13 protein-coding genes and 1 pseudogene are annotated in these 15,876 nt (G+C 59.9%); 5 read left to right on the top strand and 9 right to left on the bottom strand.

What is annotated here, in order from left to right:
- The first annotated feature begins 7 nt into the window (after positions 1-7).
- Complete coding sequence (locus BT119_RS10900) at positions 8-1,255, top strand: transporter associated domain-containing protein (protein WP_072365653.1); 1,248 nt, start codon at positions 8-10, stop codon at positions 1,253-1,255.
- A gap of 146 nt (positions 1,256-1,401) precedes the next feature.
- On the top strand, positions 1,402-2,712 hold the full coding sequence (locus tag BT119_RS10895; protein ID WP_003364998.1) for an MFS transporter: 1,311 nt from the start codon (positions 1,402-1,404) through the stop codon (positions 2,710-2,712).
- 70 nt (positions 2,713-2,782) lie between these two features.
- Here BT119_RS10895 and purT read toward each other — a convergent pair whose 3' ends face one another.
- The 5 genes from purT to BT119_RS10870 form a co-directional block, all read right to left on the bottom strand.
- The gene (gene purT / locus BT119_RS10890) at positions 2,783-3,964 is read right to left on the bottom strand and encodes a formate-dependent phosphoribosylglycinamide formyltransferase (RefSeq protein WP_072365650.1); all 1,182 of its coding nucleotides are present in this window, start codon (positions 3,962-3,964) and stop codon (positions 2,783-2,785) included.
- 103 nt (positions 3,965-4,067) lie between these two features.
- Positions 4,068-4,535, bottom strand: coding sequence for a hypothetical protein (locus BT119_RS10885; protein ID WP_003365000.1), 468 nt, complete (start codon positions 4,533-4,535; stop codon positions 4,068-4,070).
- Between the two features lie 202 nt (positions 4,536-4,737).
- Positions 4,738-4,956 (bottom strand): DUF1289 domain-containing protein, encoded by a 219-nt coding sequence (locus BT119_RS10880; protein WP_072365648.1) that lies wholly within the window; start codon positions 4,954-4,956, stop codon positions 4,738-4,740.
- Complete coding sequence (locus BT119_RS10875) at positions 4,956-5,480, bottom strand: gamma carbonic anhydrase family protein (RefSeq protein ID WP_003433434.1); 525 nt, start codon at positions 5,478-5,480, stop codon at positions 4,956-4,958. The genes BT119_RS10880 and BT119_RS10875 overlap by 1 nt, the downstream gene beginning before the upstream one ends.
- A 69-nt stretch (positions 5,481-5,549) precedes the next feature.
- Positions 5,550-6,146: a CoA pyrophosphatase gene (locus BT119_RS10870; protein WP_003365012.1), complete on the bottom strand. Its 597-nt coding sequence runs from the start codon at positions 6,144-6,146 to the stop codon at positions 5,550-5,552.
- Positions 6,147-6,296: 150 nt separating this feature from the next.
- Between BT119_RS10870 and BT119_RS10865 the strand changes: the two genes are divergently transcribed.
- Together BT119_RS10865 and BT119_RS10860 are read left to right on the top strand one after the other, a co-directional pair.
- Positions 6,297-6,848, top strand: coding sequence for an NUDIX hydrolase (locus tag BT119_RS10865; RefSeq protein WP_010428262.1), 552 nt, complete (start codon positions 6,297-6,299; stop codon positions 6,846-6,848).
- A 202-nt stretch (positions 6,849-7,050) separates the two neighbouring features.
- Positions 7,051-7,473: pseudogene (locus tag BT119_RS10860) on the top strand (murein L,D-transpeptidase family protein); the annotation flags it as partial.
- Between the two features lie 115 nt (positions 7,474-7,588).
- On the opposite strand, the gene BT119_RS10855 reads toward BT119_RS10860, so the two are convergent.
- On the bottom strand, positions 7,589-7,900 hold the full coding sequence (locus BT119_RS10855; RefSeq protein ID WP_044309228.1) for a YqfO family protein: 312 nt from the start codon (positions 7,898-7,900) through the stop codon (positions 7,589-7,591).
- Positions 7,901-7,905: 5 nt separating this feature from the next.
- Complete coding sequence (gene purL / locus BT119_RS10850; protein WP_072365644.1) at positions 7,906-11,802, bottom strand: phosphoribosylformylglycinamidine synthase; 3,897 nt, start codon at positions 11,800-11,802, stop codon at positions 7,906-7,908.
- A gap of 213 nt (positions 11,803-12,015) precedes the next feature.
- Here purL and mltF point away from each other — a divergent pair, with 213 nt between their 5' ends.
- Entirely contained in the window at positions 12,016-13,512 is a 1,497-nt protein-coding gene (mltF, locus tag BT119_RS10845; protein WP_072365641.1) for a membrane-bound lytic murein transglycosylase MltF, read from the top strand.
- On the opposite strand, the gene tadA is transcribed toward mltF, so the two are convergent.
- Both tadA and BT119_RS10835 read right to left on the bottom strand, forming a co-directional pair.
- A complete protein-coding gene (gene tadA, locus BT119_RS10840; RefSeq protein ID WP_003365021.1) occupies positions 13,509-14,012 on the bottom strand; it encodes a tRNA adenosine(34) deaminase TadA in 504 nt (167 codons plus the stop codon). The genes mltF and tadA overlap by 4 nt on opposite strands.
- Positions 14,012-15,385 carry a multicopper oxidase family protein gene (locus BT119_RS10835; protein ID WP_072365639.1) on the bottom strand — a complete coding sequence of 458 codons (1,374 nt, stop codon included), beginning with the start codon at positions 15,383-15,385 and terminating at the stop codon, positions 14,012-14,014. The genes tadA and BT119_RS10835 overlap by 1 nt, the downstream gene beginning before the upstream one ends.
- Positions 15,386-15,876: the final 491 nt, after the last annotated feature.

The following is a 15,876-nucleotide window of genomic DNA, read 5'->3' as shown; positions in this document are numbered from 1 at the left end:
CCTGATCATGGATAATCTGCCCCTGGGCCCGCTGCTCGGTGTCCTCGCCCTCCTGCTGTTGTGGGCCGGTCTGCTGACCGCAGTCGAGGCTGCTCATCATCAAGTCAAGGCGATGCGCGCCGCCAGCCGCCCGGAAAAGTCGGCACCGCTCCCCGAGCTGGCGTTCAACCTGAACAGCCTGATTCTGGGCAATACCCTGATCAGGGTACTGATCACTGTCATCGCCACGCTTATCGCCGCCAGTTACTGGTTCTACAACGGTCCCACCGTGGCCTGGCTCGCTACCGTGAGCATCATGCTGGTCTTCGCCGAATACATGCCCCGCCGCCTGGCGAACCGCCACCCTGTCTCGACGCTGCTGCTGGGCAACAGTGTGCTGCGCATTCCGATGAAGATCGTCTGGCCGCTGGCCTACGTGTTCAATGTTCTGGCCAAGACACTGCTGCGTCCCTTCCTGTCTCGCGCCGTACAACAGCAGGATCAGGCTTTCGAAGACGACACGCAAAATACCCCGCGCAACGATGCTGCCCAGGAATACTCTCCGCGCGCCAGCGTGCTGTCAGGCATTCGTGCGCTGGACAGCATTACGGTCAATGACATCCTGATCCCGCGCAACGAAGTGGATGGCGTTAACCTCGATGACCCCATGGAAATGATCATCGAACGCCTGATCATTTCACGGCACACGCGCCTGCCGGTCTATCACAACGACATCAACCAGGTGCAAGGCGTCATCAATACCCGTGACATCAGCCACCTGCTGCCCAAGGGCACGTTGACCAAAGAGCAGTTGCTGGCGGTCTGCTACGAGCCTTATTTCGTGCCGGAAAGCACACCATTGCAGCTGCAGTTGCTGAATTTCCACAAACAGCAACGGCGCCTCGGCGTGGTGGTCGATGAATACGGCGAAGTGCTGGGCATCGTCACCCTTGAGGATATTCTCGAAGAGATTGTCGGCGAGTTCGAAAGCGAGCAGCGACTGGATAATCCGCACGTCAAACAACAGGACGACGGGCGTCTTGAAGTCGAAGGCGCAGCGTCCATCCGCGACTTGAACAAGAGCCTTGGCTGGCACCTGCCTTCAGACGGTCCGAAAACCGTCAACGGGCTGGTTACCGAGGCACTGGAAACCATTCCGGACGCTCCAGCCTGCTTGAAAATAGGGCCTTACCGGCTGGAAATCCTCGAGACCGAGGACAACCGCGTCAAGCGTGTCGCCATGTGGCAGAACACGCTGGTCCGCACGTTCAAATAAATGTCTGCCTTCAAATAGATCGCCCCACCCTTGCCTCTCGACCCATTCGGGTTACTCTGCTCGACGCTGCACCCACAATCACAATAAATGCATGCTTGCCGGACACGGTCCTTGCCGACCGGCGAGTCGACTGTCAGGGAATCCGCATGACCAGCACCCCGCTCTCTCGTGAAGATCATGACGCGCCCGCAAAGCCGGTGAATTCGACGACCCGCGTCGCCACGGCCAGCTTCATCGGCACGGCCATCGAGTTCTACGACTTTTACGTTTATGCCACCGCCGCCGCTCTGGTGATCGGTCCGGTCTTTTTTCCGCAGACGTCGGGCACGGCACAGATGCTGTCCTCGTTTCTGACCTTCGGCATCGCCTTTCTCGCTCGCCCTCTGGGGTCGGCGCTGTTCGGTCACTTCGGCGACCGGATCGGGCGCAAGTCGACGCTGGTGGCCTCGCTGCTGTTGATGGGGATCTGCACCACACTGATCGGCGTATTGCCAGGCTACGCGACGATCGGGGCATGGGCGCCGATTCTGTTGTGCGTGCTGCGCTTCGGCCAGGGGCTTGGCCTGGGTGGCGAATGGGGTGGCGCGGCACTGCTGGCGACCGAGAATGCCCCGAAAGGCAAGCGCGCCTGGTTCGGCATGTTTCCGCAACTGGGCCCTTCAATCGGCTTTCTCGCCGCCAACGGCCTGTTTCTGACGCTGGCAATGACCCTAAATGACGAACAATTCCGCGCGTGGGGCTGGCGGATTCCCTTTCTGCTCAGTGCCGTACTGGTCATGGTCGGACTGTACGTGCGTCTGAAGCTTGAAGAGACACCCGTCTTCGCCAAGGCCATGGCTCGCCATCAAAGGGTCAGCCTGCCCATCGTGGAAACCTTCGGTCAGCACTGGAAACCCATGCTGCTCGGTGCGGCGTCGATGGTGGTCTGCTACGCACTGTTTTATATCTCGACGGTGTTTTCGTTGAGCTACGGCGTGGCCACGCTGGGCTATACCCGGGAAACGTTCCTGGGGCTGTTGTGCTTTGCGGTGCTGTTCATGGCGGCGGCCACACCGCTGGCTGCATTGGCGAGCGATCGCTTCGGGCGCAAGCCGGTGTTGATTGCGGGTGGCGTGCTGGCGATCCTGTCAGGTTTCACCATGGAGCCACTGCTGACCCACGGCAGCACCTGGGCTGTGGCGCTGTTTCTGTGCATCGAATTGTTTCTGATGGGCATCACGTTCGCCCCGATGGGCGCGCTGCTACCGGAGCTGTTCCCGACACAGGTTCGCTATACCGGCGCATCGGCGGCCTACAACCTGGGCGGAATCGTTGGGGCGTCGGTCGCCCCCTTCTTCGCCCAGAAACTGGTGGCGATGGGTGGCCTGAGCTGGGTGGGCGGGTATGTGTCTGCAGCAGCGCTGATCAGCGTGCTGGCGGTGTTGAGCCTGAAGGAGACGCGGGACAGCGAGCTATAGCGTTGAGGTCATGGTGAATAGGCGGCAAGAACACGCGCTGCGTTGTTTCTTGCCGCCTGCGGCGTGAGCCTTACAACTTGACGTCGACTGCCTGCGAGGCACGAGTGGCCTTGGCACGAGCGGCTTCGATGGACTCGTCACGCGCCAGGGCAACACCCATGCGCCGCTGACCGTTGACTTCCGGCTTGCCGAACAGACGCAATGCGGTGTCGGGCTCGGCCAGCGCAGCACCGAGGTTGGCGAAAGCGGTTTGCGTGGATTGGCCTTCGACCAGAATCACTGCCGACGCCGAAGGGCCGAACTGGCGGATCAACGGAATCGGCAGGCCAAGAATCGCGCGTGCGTGCAGGGCAAACTGCGACAGGTCCTGAGAAATCAACGTCACCAGACCGGTGTCGTGCGGGCGCGGCGAGACTTCGCTGAACCACACCTGATCGCCCTTGATGAACAGTTCAACGCCAAACATCCCGCGCCCACCCAATGCCTCGGTCACCGCCTTGGCAACCCGCTCGGACTCTGCCAGCGCAACAGGGCTCATAGCCTGCGGCTGCCAGGACTCCTGATAGTCGCCCTTTTCCTGACGATGCCCAACCGGCGCGCAGAACGTGGTGCCACCGATGTGACGCACGGTCAGCAGGGTGATTTCGTAATCGAAGTCGATGAACCCTTCGACGATGACGCGACCCTTGCCGGCGCGACCGCCCTCTTGCGCATAGTCCCAGGCTTTCTGTACGTCATCGGTGCTCTTGAGCAGGCTCTGCCCCTTGCCCGAAGAACTCATGACCGGCTTGACCACGCACGGGAAACCGAGGTCTTCGACCGCCTTGCTGTACGCCTCGAAAGTGTCGGCAAAGTGGTAAGGCGAGGTCGGCAGCTTCAGCTCTTCAGCCGCCAGACGACGAATGCCTTCGCGGTTCATGGTCAGTTGCGCGGCGCGTGCGGTCGGGATCACAGTGAAGCCTTCGGCCTCAAGCTCAACCAGCGTCGCGGTGGCGATGGCTTCGATTTCCGGAACGATGAAATCCGGCTTCTCGGCCTCGATGACTGCGCGCAGTGCTGCGCCGTCGAGCATGTTGATCACATGGCTTCGATGCGCGACCTGCATGGCCGGCGCGTTCTCGTAACGGTCAACAGCGATCACTTCAACGCCAAGGCGCTGCAGCTCGATCACGACTTCCTTGCCCAGTTCGCCGCTGCCGCAGAACAGTACGCGCGTCGCGGTGGGCGACAGTGGAGTTCCGATTTGAGTCATCTCAGGTCCTCGTGAAGCAGATGTCGAGGGCTGCCCGCCGTATGCAAGCAACCGCTGTGGAGAAAGGCGCGCAATTTACCACGAAGCCCCGGCAAGTGGGCGCTCAGCCCGGACACGCACTGTTGCGCGCCCGCCAGGCCATGATCATCCAGACAATGGTCACGCCAGCGAACTTCGATAGCAGCGCGGTGAGCACGACCGGCGCTGTCAGGGCGTCGATCATGCCGAAGAAGATAAAGGTATCCAGCGGAATGCTGAGTGCCGAACTGATCCACAACCGATCACGCAACGGGCGCCTGGTAATGCTGAACACCAGCCAGTCAATGCATTCGGAAACCGCAAACGCCGTGGCGCTGGCCAGGGCGATGGTGGGGTCGCTGGTGACATAGGACAGGACCAGCGCCACCAGCATGGCAATGATCGCGCCATGGCCAAAGCGAATCTGCACCATGTCCCGCAACACGAACACCAGCCCGCCCCAGGCAGACCAGATCATGTCCAGGTGCGGCGCACTGGAAAAGGCGAAGTTGATCAGCACGACACTGCTGATGTAAGCGATCAGGAAAAGCATGGAGGGTTTGGGCCTGTGCAAGCGAGCGGCAATGATAGCAAACGCGGGCAAGAGCCGCGCCCAAGCGAAAACGAAAGCGTTATTCCTGACGTAGCAAATGCATCGACTGCACCGCCCTCTTCGCGAACAAGTTCGCGCCTACAAAAGCTCGCGGATAACCTGTAGGAGCAAACTTGTTCGCGACTACAAGGCCATCAGAACATCAGCGTGCCCCGCCAACCGTCCACATCAGGCCGCTGGCTCTGGCGCGCTTGTCGCACAGGCCGAGCACGACACGCCGCTCGTCGTTGCTCATGCGGCTCCAGCGGGTGATCTCGGTGACGGTTCGCTGGCAACCGGTGCATATATCCTGCTCATCCAGTGCACAAATACTCACACAGGGGGAGCGGACCGGCTTTTCGATCGGGGTATCAGTGCTCATCAATCTTCCTGCACCGCCAGGTCACGGGCGTAACGCTGGGCATTGTGTACGTAATGGGCTGCGCTGGCTTCCAGCATCTGCTTCTGCACATCGGTAAGTTCGCGCACCACTTTACCCGGTGTCCCCATGACCAGCGAGCCATCAGGAATGACCTTGTTTTCTCCGATCAGAGAATTGGCGCCGATGATGCAGTATTTCCCGATCTTCGCCCCGTTGAGGATGACCGCGTTGATGCCGATCAGGCTGTAGTCGTCAACACTGCAGCCATGCAGCATGGCGTTGTGGCCGATGGTCACGCCTTTGCCGATACTCAGCGGCGAGCCCATGTCGGTGTGCATCACCGTGCCGTCCTGCACATTACTGTTTTCACCGATGTGAATCAGTTCGTTGTCGCCACGCAACACCGCGTTGAACCACACACTCGCGCCGGCCTCAAGCCTGACATTGCCGATCAGCGTCGCATTGGGAGCCACCCAGCTCTGCGGATCGGTCTGGACACGGGATTCTCCCAGGCGAAATTTCATGCAGCCTCCTCGGGCGGGTCGTACTCATGGGGACGAACTATAAACGACGACGCTTCAGGTGCCAGCGACTCAGATCGTCGAGCGTTCGGGCGGATGATGCAGGCTGATTCTGGTGTCGTACAGCACGTTGACCAACTCGACGATCATGATCGCGGTAAGCCCCCAGATCTTGTACTCGCCATAACGGTAACTGGGCACGTACCAGCTGCGGCCTTCGTAATCGATACGGTGAGTGTGCTCGCGCGTGTCCTGACGAAAGAACTCCAGTGGCACGCTGAATACGGCAGCGATCTCGCCGTCATTGGGCTGGTATTCGACGAAGTCAGGTATCACCCCCACATAAGGCGTGACCTTGATACCGTGCTTGGAAATCAGCGGACTCAAAGGCCCGATCACCTCGACCAGCCCGGGAGGCAGGCCGATTTCCTCCTCGGCTTCGCGCAACGCAGTGAAAATCAGATCGGGGTCGCCCGGGTCGCGGCGGCCACCCGGAAACGCCACTTCACCGCCATGCGTCGACAGGCCACTGGCGCGCAGGGTCAGAATCAGCTCGGGTTGCTCGCTGCGGGTAATCGGCACCAGAACAGCCGCCTCGGGGAATTGTCGATCCGAGTCGAGGGTTTCTGGCGTATGACTGACTACACGGCGAAGTAGCTCATCCAGCATGGGAAATCTCGATCTGTTGCCTGTCTGGCATCATGCACCAAAGCAACGCTGCGCCCAAGCCCTTGTAGGACAACTCCGGTCACACTGAGGGTTGCCGAGCCGCCGCACGACAGGCCAAGATAGCGACTGCGTTCACTATCGACTGATCCCATGAAATTTTGCAGCCAGTGCGGCAACCCTGTTATCCAGCGCATTCCCGAAGGCGACAGCCGTTTGCGCTATGTCTGCGAGCATTGCCACACCGTTCATTACCAGAACCCGAACATCGTTGCGGGCTGCCTGGTGACGTTAGGCGGCAAGGTCCTGCTGTGCCGCAGGGCCATCGAGCCGCGCCTGGGTTTCTGGACGCTGCCGGCCGGTTTCATGGAAAACGGCGAAACCATCGAACAGGCTGCACGGCGCGAAACCATGGAAGAAGCCTGCGCCACCCTGAGCGAACTGCATCTGTACACCTTGATCGATGTGCCGCATATCAATCAGGTGCATGTGTTCTATCGCGGGGAGATGGCGAATGAGGCATTCGCCGCAGGCATCGAGAGCCTGGAAGTGCAGTTATTCGACGAAGCCGACATTCCGTGGTCGGACCTGGCTTTCATGACAGTCGGGCGTACCCTAGAATACTTCTTTGCGGATAGGCGTCGGCAGACCTACCCGGTTCATACCAGCGCCCTTCCCCCGTCACGTCCGTTGCTGGACACCTGAAAGCCAGGGTCGCACACAACATCGGCGCTTTTGTTAAAGAAGTATCTTCAGGGAAATCGTAATGCGCTGGTTGCTCGCACTCTTTTGCATGTCGTTCATGCCGCTTTCGCAGGCCGCGTTTACTCAAACTATCGTGCCCAAGGGCAGCGAACAGAAAATCATCAATAACAAGGTCATCAATACCGAGAGTATCGCCAGCAAGCCTATCGACAAGGTGCTGGTGCTAAAGTCGGTGCGCCAATTGCAGCTGATCAGCGGTGGCGAGGCATTGAAGACCTACCGAATCTCACTGGGCAAGAACCCCAAGGGCACCAAGCTGCAGGAAGGCGATCAACGCACGCCGGAAGGTTTCTACTGGCTCGACTGGCGCAAGCCCAGCAATAACTACAACCTGTCGATGCACATTTCCTACCCGAATGTCTCGGACTCGGCACGCGCACGTTCCGCAGGCGTGAAACCGGGGAGCATGATCATGATCCACGGCACACCGGTGGATGAAGAGTATCCGGAATGGTATTTCCACACGCTGGACTGGACCAACGGCTGCATCGCGCTGAAGAACAACGACATGCGGGAAATATGGGATCTGGTGAAAGACGGGACGATGATCGAAATTCGGCCCTGAATAGACGGCGTTGCGCATTCGCGAGCAAGCTCGCTCCCGCGAGACACTCTGAGCGATGGTTGTCGTCCCCACGCTCCAGCGTGGTGATGCATTTCCGGACGCTCTGCGCCCAGCTTCAGAACTCTGCCAGCCGCCATACTTCATAAGCAGGCGTTTCGTAGGGATGGCTCTGCCTGAGAGCCTCCACCACGTGCTGAATCAGTTCGTCAGCGACGACCAGCTCGACCTTCCACTCCTCTACCGACTCGACCACACCGCTCTGCCCGATAAATGGCTGACTGCCATCCAGCGGGCGGAACTGGCCCTGGCCGAGCACTTGCCACGAGCAGTGATCGTAAGCGCCGATTCGCCCTGCACCAGCAGCGAATACGGCGTTCTTGACCTCGTCCACATGGCTCGGCGGAACGAAGAAGGCGAGCTTGTACACGCGCCTTAGTTAACCCAGGCCCGCGCGTTGCGGAACATGCGCATCCAGGCACCGTCCTCGTTCCAGTCCTCAGGACGCCACGAGTTCTGCACTGCGCGGAATACACGCTCCGGGTGCGGCATCATGATGGTCACACGACCGTCGAGGGTGGTCATGCCGCCAATACCGCGTGGCGAGCCGTTCGGGTTGGCCGGGTAGGTTTCAGTCATCTTGCCGTGGTTGTCGACGAAGCGCAGTGCCACGGTGCCGGAAACGTCAGCTTCAAGCAGTGCATCGTCACTGCGGAACTCCGCGTGCCCTTCGCCATGCGCGATGGCGATTGGCATGCGCGAACCGGCCATGCCCTGCAGGAAGATCGACGCCGACTCCTGAACCTGGACCATAGCCACACGCGCTTCGAACTGTTCGGAGCGGTTACGCACGAAATGCGGCCAGAACTCGCTGCCCGGAATCAGCTCGTGCAGGTTGGACAGCATCTGGCAACCGTTGCACACGCCAAGCGTGAAGCTGTCGGAACGCTCGAAGAAGCCCTGGAACGCATCACGCGCGCGGCTGTTGAACAATGCCGACTTGGCCCAGCCTTCGCCGGCACCCAATACGTCGCCGTAAGAGAAGCCACCGCAGGCGACCATGCCCTTGAAGTCGTTCAGGTCGACACGACCGGCAAGGATATCGCTCATGTGCACGTCGATTGCGTTGAAGCCGGCACGATCAAAGGCTGCCGCCATTTCGACCTGACCGTTGACACCCTGCTCGCGCAGAACGGCAACCTGAGGACGAACACCCGTCTTGATGTACGGCGCGGCGATATCTTCATTGACGTCGAAGCCCAGCTTGACGGTCAGGCCCGGATTGTCTTCTTCCAGCAGCGCATCGAATTCCTGATCCGCGCATTCGGCGTTGTCACGCAGGCGCTGGATCTGATAGCTGGTCTCGGCCCACTGACGTTGCAACAGACGACGCTGGCCACTGAATACAGGCTCGCCATGGAAGCTGATCGATACTTCATCGTTGTTGATCGGCTGACCGATCACTGCCACGCAGTCTTCCAGACCGGCCGCGCTGAATTGCGCCAGCACCAGTGGAGTAGCGTCCTGACGCACCTGGATGACCGCACCCAGCTCTTCGTTGAAGAGGATCGCGCTCAGTTCGGAAACGTTGTCGGCCACACCGTCCAGATGCAGGTTCAGACCGCAGTGACCGGCGAAAGCCATTTCCAGCGTGCTGACCAGCAAACCACCGTCGGAACGGTCGTGATAGGACAGGATATGACCGTCGGAATTGAGACCCTGAATCACGGCGAAGAAGGCCTTGAGGTCTTCAGCGTCGTCGACGTCCGGAGCGACTCGGCCGAGCTTGCCGTGAGTCTGCGCAAGAATCGAGGCGCCCATGCGGTTCTGGCCACGACCCAGATCGATCAGGATCAGGTCGGTGATGCCCTTGTCCATGCGCAGCTCGGGCGTCAGGGTTTGACGGATGTCGACCACTGGCGCAAAGCCCGTCACGATCAATGACAGCGGCGAGGTCACGCTCTTTTCGGTGCCCTCGTCACTCCAGCGGGTCTTCATGGACATCGAGTCCTTGCCCACTGGAATGGTGATCCCCAGTTCCGGACACAGCTCCATGCCCACCGCTTTCACGGTGTCATAAAGACGCGCGTCTTCTCCAGGGTGGCCAGCCGCCGACATCCAGTTGGCCGACAGCTTGATGTCAGAAAGCTTTTCAATACGCGAGGCCGCGATGTTGGTCAGCGTTTCGCCGATCGCCATACGGCCCGACGCCGGAGCATTCAGCAGCGCCAGCGGAGTACGCTCGCCCATTGCCATGGCTTCGCCGGTGTTGACGTCGAAGCTGGTGGCGGTGACGGCGCAGTCAGCCACAGGCACCTGCCATGGACCGACCATCTGATCGCGAGCGACCAGACCGGTAATGCTGCGGTCACCGATGGTGATCAGGAAGCTTTTGCTGGCGACTGCCGGGTGGCGCAATACGCGCTGCACACTTTCTTCGATGTCCAGCGTGCTTGGATCGAAATCATCGCCGATCTCTTCTTCGCGGGCGACCGAGCGGTGCATGCGCGGCGCCTTGCCCAGCAGGACTTCCAGCGGCATGTCTACCGGACTGTTACCGAAATGGCTGTCAGTGACGGTCAGTTGCGGCTCTGCCGTGGCTTCGCCGACAACCGCAAACGGGCAGCGCTCGCGCTCGCAGATAGCCTTGAAGCGCTCGAAATCCTCGACGCCAACGGCCAGCACGTAACGTTCCTGGGACTCGTTGCTCCAGATTTCCAGCGGGGCCATGCCCGGCTCGTCATTCGGTACGTTACGCAGTTCGAAACGTCCGCCGCGATCGCCATCGTTGACCAGTTCAGGGAAGGCGTTGGACAGACCACCGGCACCGACGTCGTGAATGAAGCTGATCGGGTTACGGTCGCCCAACTGCCAGCAGCGGTCGATGACTTCCTGGCAACGACGCTCCATCTCGGGGTTTTCACGCTGAACCGAAGCGAAATCCAGGTCTGCGGAGCTGGTGCCGGTTGCCATCGAGGAGGCCGCGCCGCCACCCAGGCCGATCAGCATCGCCGGGCCACCCAGTACAATCAGCTTGGAACCCACGGTGATCTCGCCCTTCTGGACGTGATCTTCACGGATGTTGCCCATACCGCCCGCGAGCATGATCGGCTTGTGGTAACCACGAACCTCGTCACCGTGGTGTGTGGTGATGGACTGCTCGAAGGTACGGAAATAGCCGGTCAGCGCCGGACGACCGAACTCGTTGTTGAACGCCGCGCCACCTAGCGGGCCTTCAATCATGATGTCCAGCGCCGTCACGATGCGCTCGGGCTTGCCGTACGGCACCTCCCAAGGCTGCACGAAACCGGGGATCTGCAGGTTGGAGACGGTGAAACCGGTCAGCCCGGCCTTGGGCTTGGCACCGCGACCGGTTGCACCTTCGTCGCGAATCTCGCCGCCGGAGCCGGTCGCTGCACCAGGAAACGGCGCAATGGCGGTCGGGTGGTTGTGCGTCTCGACCTTCATCAGAATGTGCACAGGCTCCTGAACCGCGCCGTACTGACGGGTTTCAGGGTCCGGGAAGAAACGACCAGCGACGTTACCGACGATCACCGAAGCGTTGTCCTTGTAAGCGGACAGCACGCCTTCGTTGTGCATCTGGTAGGTGTTCTTGATCATGCCGAACAGGCTTTTTTCCTGGCTCTGACCGTCGATGTCCCAACTGGCGTTGAAAATCTTGTGACGGCAGTGCTCGGAGTTCGCCTGGGCAAACATCATCAGCTCGATGTCGTGCGGGTTGCGCCCCAGACCATTGAAGCTGGTGATCAGGTAATCGATTTCATCTTCGGCGAGGGCCAGGCCCAGCTCGACGTTGGCTTTTTCGAGTGCCGCGCGACCGCCACCCAGAATGTCCACAGCGGTCAGCGGCTTGGGCTGAGCGTGGCTGAACAGGTTGGCAGCCTGCTCGAGGTCGCCCAATACCAGTTGCGTCATGCGGTCGTGCAGGCTGTCGGCGATTGCCTGGGCCTCGGTCTCGCTGAACTGGCCTTCTACATAGAAGGCAATCCCGCGCTCCAGGCGCTGGATTTTGCTCAGACCGCAATTGCGAGCGATGTCGCTGGCCTTGCTCGACCAGGGTGAAATGGTGCCAAAACGCGGCAACACCAGAAACAGACGGCCGCTCGGCTCTTGAACCGGCACGCTGGGGCCGTATTTCAGGAGGCGATCGAGAACCTGCTGTTCTTCGCTGGTCAGAACGTCGTTGACGTCAGCGAAGTGGGCGAATTCGGCGTACAAGCCACTGACAGCTGAAACTTTTTGTTTCAGTTGTTCTAGTAATTTGCTGTGGCGGAAAGCAGAAAGGGCAGGAGCACCGCGCAGGATCAACATCTTCGGGACAGCCTCGAGAAGGGGGTGTGCTTTGAGGCCGCGTATTCTAGCCTAAACCGGGCATTTGATCACCCAAAACGGCGGCATCCGCTGCGCCCGAATGTCGCCCCACGCAAAAAAACTCCGGAAATGCCCATAAAAGCCACTCGCCTATCAGACGCAAGCTTCACTGTCGAGATATGGCGCCCGGTGCGCTTTGCGTATACTGCACCGATGTTCTTCAAACCAGATTTCCGCCCACGTTGCGCCAAATGGCTCATCGCAACCGGACTCTTCCTGATGCTCGGCGCCTGTGTGGAAAAACCCACCACACTGGAGCGAGTCAAGGAGGACGGCGTACTGCGGGTGATCACTCGTAACAGCCCGGCGACTTATTTCCAGGATCGCAACGGTGAAACCGGCTTCGAATACGAGCTGGTCAAGCGTTTTGCCGAGGACCTGGGCGTCGAATTGAAGATAGAAACGGCTGACAATCTGGACGATCTTTTCGACCAGATGAACAAACCGGGCGGTCCGGTACTGGGTGCCGCCGGCCTGATCGAGACGCCAAAGCGCAAATTGCAGGCGCGTTTCTCGCATTCTTATCTGGAAGTCACCCCTCAGGTGGTCTATCGCAACGGCCAGTCACGGCCGACCGATCCCGGCGACCTGGTGGGCAAGCGCATCGTGGTGCTCAAAGGCAGTGCGCATGCCGAGCAACTGGCGGCGCTCAAGGCGCAGAATCCCGGCATTGAATATGAAGAATCTGACGCGGTCGAGGTCGTTGATCTCCTGCGCATGGTCGACGAAGGCCAGATCGACCTGACCCTGGTCGACTCCAATGAGCTGGCAATGAATCAGGTCTACTTCCCCAATGTGCGCGTGGCCTTCGACCTGGGCGAAGCACGCGCACAGCGCTGGGCCGTAGCGCCGGGTGAAGACAATAGCCTGCTCAACGAAATCAACGCCTACCTCGACAAGGTCGAAAAGAACGGCACGCTGCAACGCCTGAAAGACCGCTACTACGGCCATGTCGACGTACTCGGCTACGTGGGTGCCTACACCTTTGCCCAGCACCTTCAGGAACGTCTGCCCAAATACGAGAAACATTTCCAGACATCGGCCAAGAAAGAACAGGTCGACTGGAGACTGCTGGCCGCCATCGGCTATCAGGAATCGATGTGGCAGCCGACCGTGACCTCGAAAACCGGCGTGCGCGGCCTGATGATGCTCACCCAGAACACCGCGCAAGCCATGGGCGTATCCAACAGGCTGGATGCACGCCAGAGCATTCAGGGCGGGGCAAAGTATTTTGCCTACATCAAGGATCAGCTGGACGACTCGATTAAAGAGCCGGATCGCACCTGGCTAGCTCTCGCTTCCTACAACATTGGCAGCGGTCACCTCGAAGATGCGCGCAAATTGGCCCAGAACGAGGGGCTGAATCCTGATAAATGGCTCGACGTGAAAAAAATGCTGCCGCGTCTGGCACAGAAGAAGTGGTACAGCAAAACACGATACGGCTATGCCCGAGGCGGTGAGCCGGTGCATTTCGTAGCCAACATTCGCCGTTATTACGACATTCTGACCTGGGTGACGCAGCCACAGCTTGAAGGAAGTCAGGTCGCCGATGGCAATCTGCACGTTCCTGGCGTCGACAAGACCCAACCGCCCGTCCCGCCAGCCTCTCCCGTCCCTTCCTCCAACAGCACGGACGAATCTGCGCTCTAAACGCTGTCTTTGCCAGCGTCCTTGGCTGCCCTGCGCATTCTGAAAAACTCGCTCAACATCGTCCCGCATTCCTCGCCCAGCACCCCGCCTTCGAACAGCACGCGGTGATTGAGAAATGCCTGACTGAAAAACTGCCCCTGGCTCTGCACGATGCCCGCCTTGGGCTCGAGCGCCCCGTAGACCACACGTGCCACGCGTGAGTGCACGATCAGCCCCGCGCACATGCTGCACGGCTCCAGCGTTACGTAGAGCGTGCTGCCCGGCAGGCGATAATTGTCCAGCGTCTTGGCGGCATCACGAATTGCGACCATTTCAGCATGCGCGCTCGGGTCGCTGCCGCTGATCGGGCAGTTGTAACCGCGACCGATGATCTCGCCGTTCTGCACCAGCACTGCCCCGACAGGCACCTCACCCAACAGTGCGCCTTGCGCGGCGAGCGCCAGCGCTTCACGCATGAAGTACTGATCCTTGCTGCGGTCGATGATCTGCGGTTGCCGCATCATGCCACCTCGATGGCGGCCATCAGGCCGGTTTCCATGTGATCGATCACGTGGCAATGGAACATCCATACACCAGGGTTATCCGCCACCAGCGCCACTCGCGCCCGCTCGTTACGACCCAGCAAGAACGTGTCAGTAAAGTACGGGATGATCTTACGCCGATTGGAGGCGATCACCTTGAAACTCATGCCGTGCAAATGAATCGGGTGCTGATACTGAGTCATGTTCTTCAGTTCGAAGATATAGCTTTTACCGAGCTTCAACCTGGCGATAGGCCGATCGGCGCAAGTCTTGTCGGTAATGTCCCACGCTTCGCCATTGATCTGCCACAGGCTGGGCGGCTTGCCATTGTCGATGTTGACCGACATGGAGCCCACCCACTCGAAGTTGAAATTGATCTTCTCGGCGTTATCCATATCAGGCTCGGCCACCGGATTGGCCGGCAGCTCGGGCGGCCACTGGCCGGGCGCGTCATTATTGGCGACCGAGCGGAACGTACCCAGGCGCACCGGGCCGTTACGCAACGAGATCTCCTCGCCCGCCGGCGGAGCCTTGATCGCCAGACAGATGCGCATGCCCGGCCCCAGCCAGTATTCGTCACCGAAGGGACGAGGCTTTACCGGATTGCCATCCAGTGCATAGATCTGCGCCTCGGCGTCCGGCAGGTTGAGGCGGTAGGTCACGGTATTGTCGAGATTGAGCAAGCGCACGCGTGTGATCTGCCCGGCAGGCAACTCAATCACCGCCTGCGGAATACCGTTCAGCGTTGAAAGCCGCCCCGCCGTGCCCTCACGCGCCGCTTCACGTAGCACACTGAACTCGGTAAAGGCACCCTGCTCGTCCACGTGCCAGCTTTTCAGACTGACCGTGCGCTCGTGGGCAAAACCGGTCGGCTCGCGCTCTTCGACAATCAGCGGCCCGACCAGCCCGCGGCCCAGCTCTTCGCTGCTGCTGACGTGCGGGTGATACCAGTAGCTACCGGCGTCCGGCACACGGAATTTGTAATCGAAGTATTCACCCGGCTTGACCGGCAACTGAGACACATACGGCACGCCATCCATTTCCAGCGGCAAGCGGATGCCATGCCAGTGAATGGTCGTCTCGACCGGCAACTGATTGATGAAGCGCAGCCGCAGCCACTCGCCCTGGCGCACGCGCAACTCAGTGCCCGGCGCAGAACCGCCGAAGGCCCAGGCAGGTGTCTTGTGCCCCGCCACCAGTTCCACATCCAGCGGAGCGGCGATCAGCACGAAGTCCGAACCGGCCTCCGACTCGCGCCGCCCCATCCAGTAACGCGAGGCCCCACCCGCGCCAAGGCCTATGACGGCCAGACCGGCGATACCTGTAAGGATTTGACGACGGGTAAAGGACATGAACGGCGCAACCTCAAAAACGACAACTGAGCGCATCTGCGAGCAAATGCGAGGGGCGAATACGATACACCTGCATTTGCGTAAAGATAAGGGTAGATACCACGAACTGAAGTCGAGGCGTAAAAAAGCCGGGCAAGGCAGTGACACCCGCTCCGGCTTTTTGCATCGATCAACCGCTATGACTGACTAACCCGCTGCAGCCATTCGTTATACGCCGGCTCTGCATCAAGCGGTAGATGGGCGCGGTAATACCCCCAGTTCTTCCTGCATGCCAAACACCTTACACACCAACAGTGCCATGCGCGATGCAGGGCTATTCCTGGCAGTATTCAGCGATGGGCTGCTGATAAAAAGCATCTAGTGCCTCCTCACGCTGGCACTTCCAACGGATATTCACACCCATCTGCAGGACTGTGACAACGCTACTATCGCACTGACCGTTATCACAACGTTTCACAACTTTTCACAACGATTTGCAGGTGATCGCAGTA

The sequence above is a fragment of the Pseudomonas sp. NFACC10-1 genome (genome assembly GCF_900119195.1).
Lineage (GTDB): Bacteria > Pseudomonadota > Gammaproteobacteria > Pseudomonadales > Pseudomonadaceae > Aquipseudomonas > Aquipseudomonas cerasi.
This window is presented reverse-complemented; position numbering and strand designations above follow the sequence as displayed.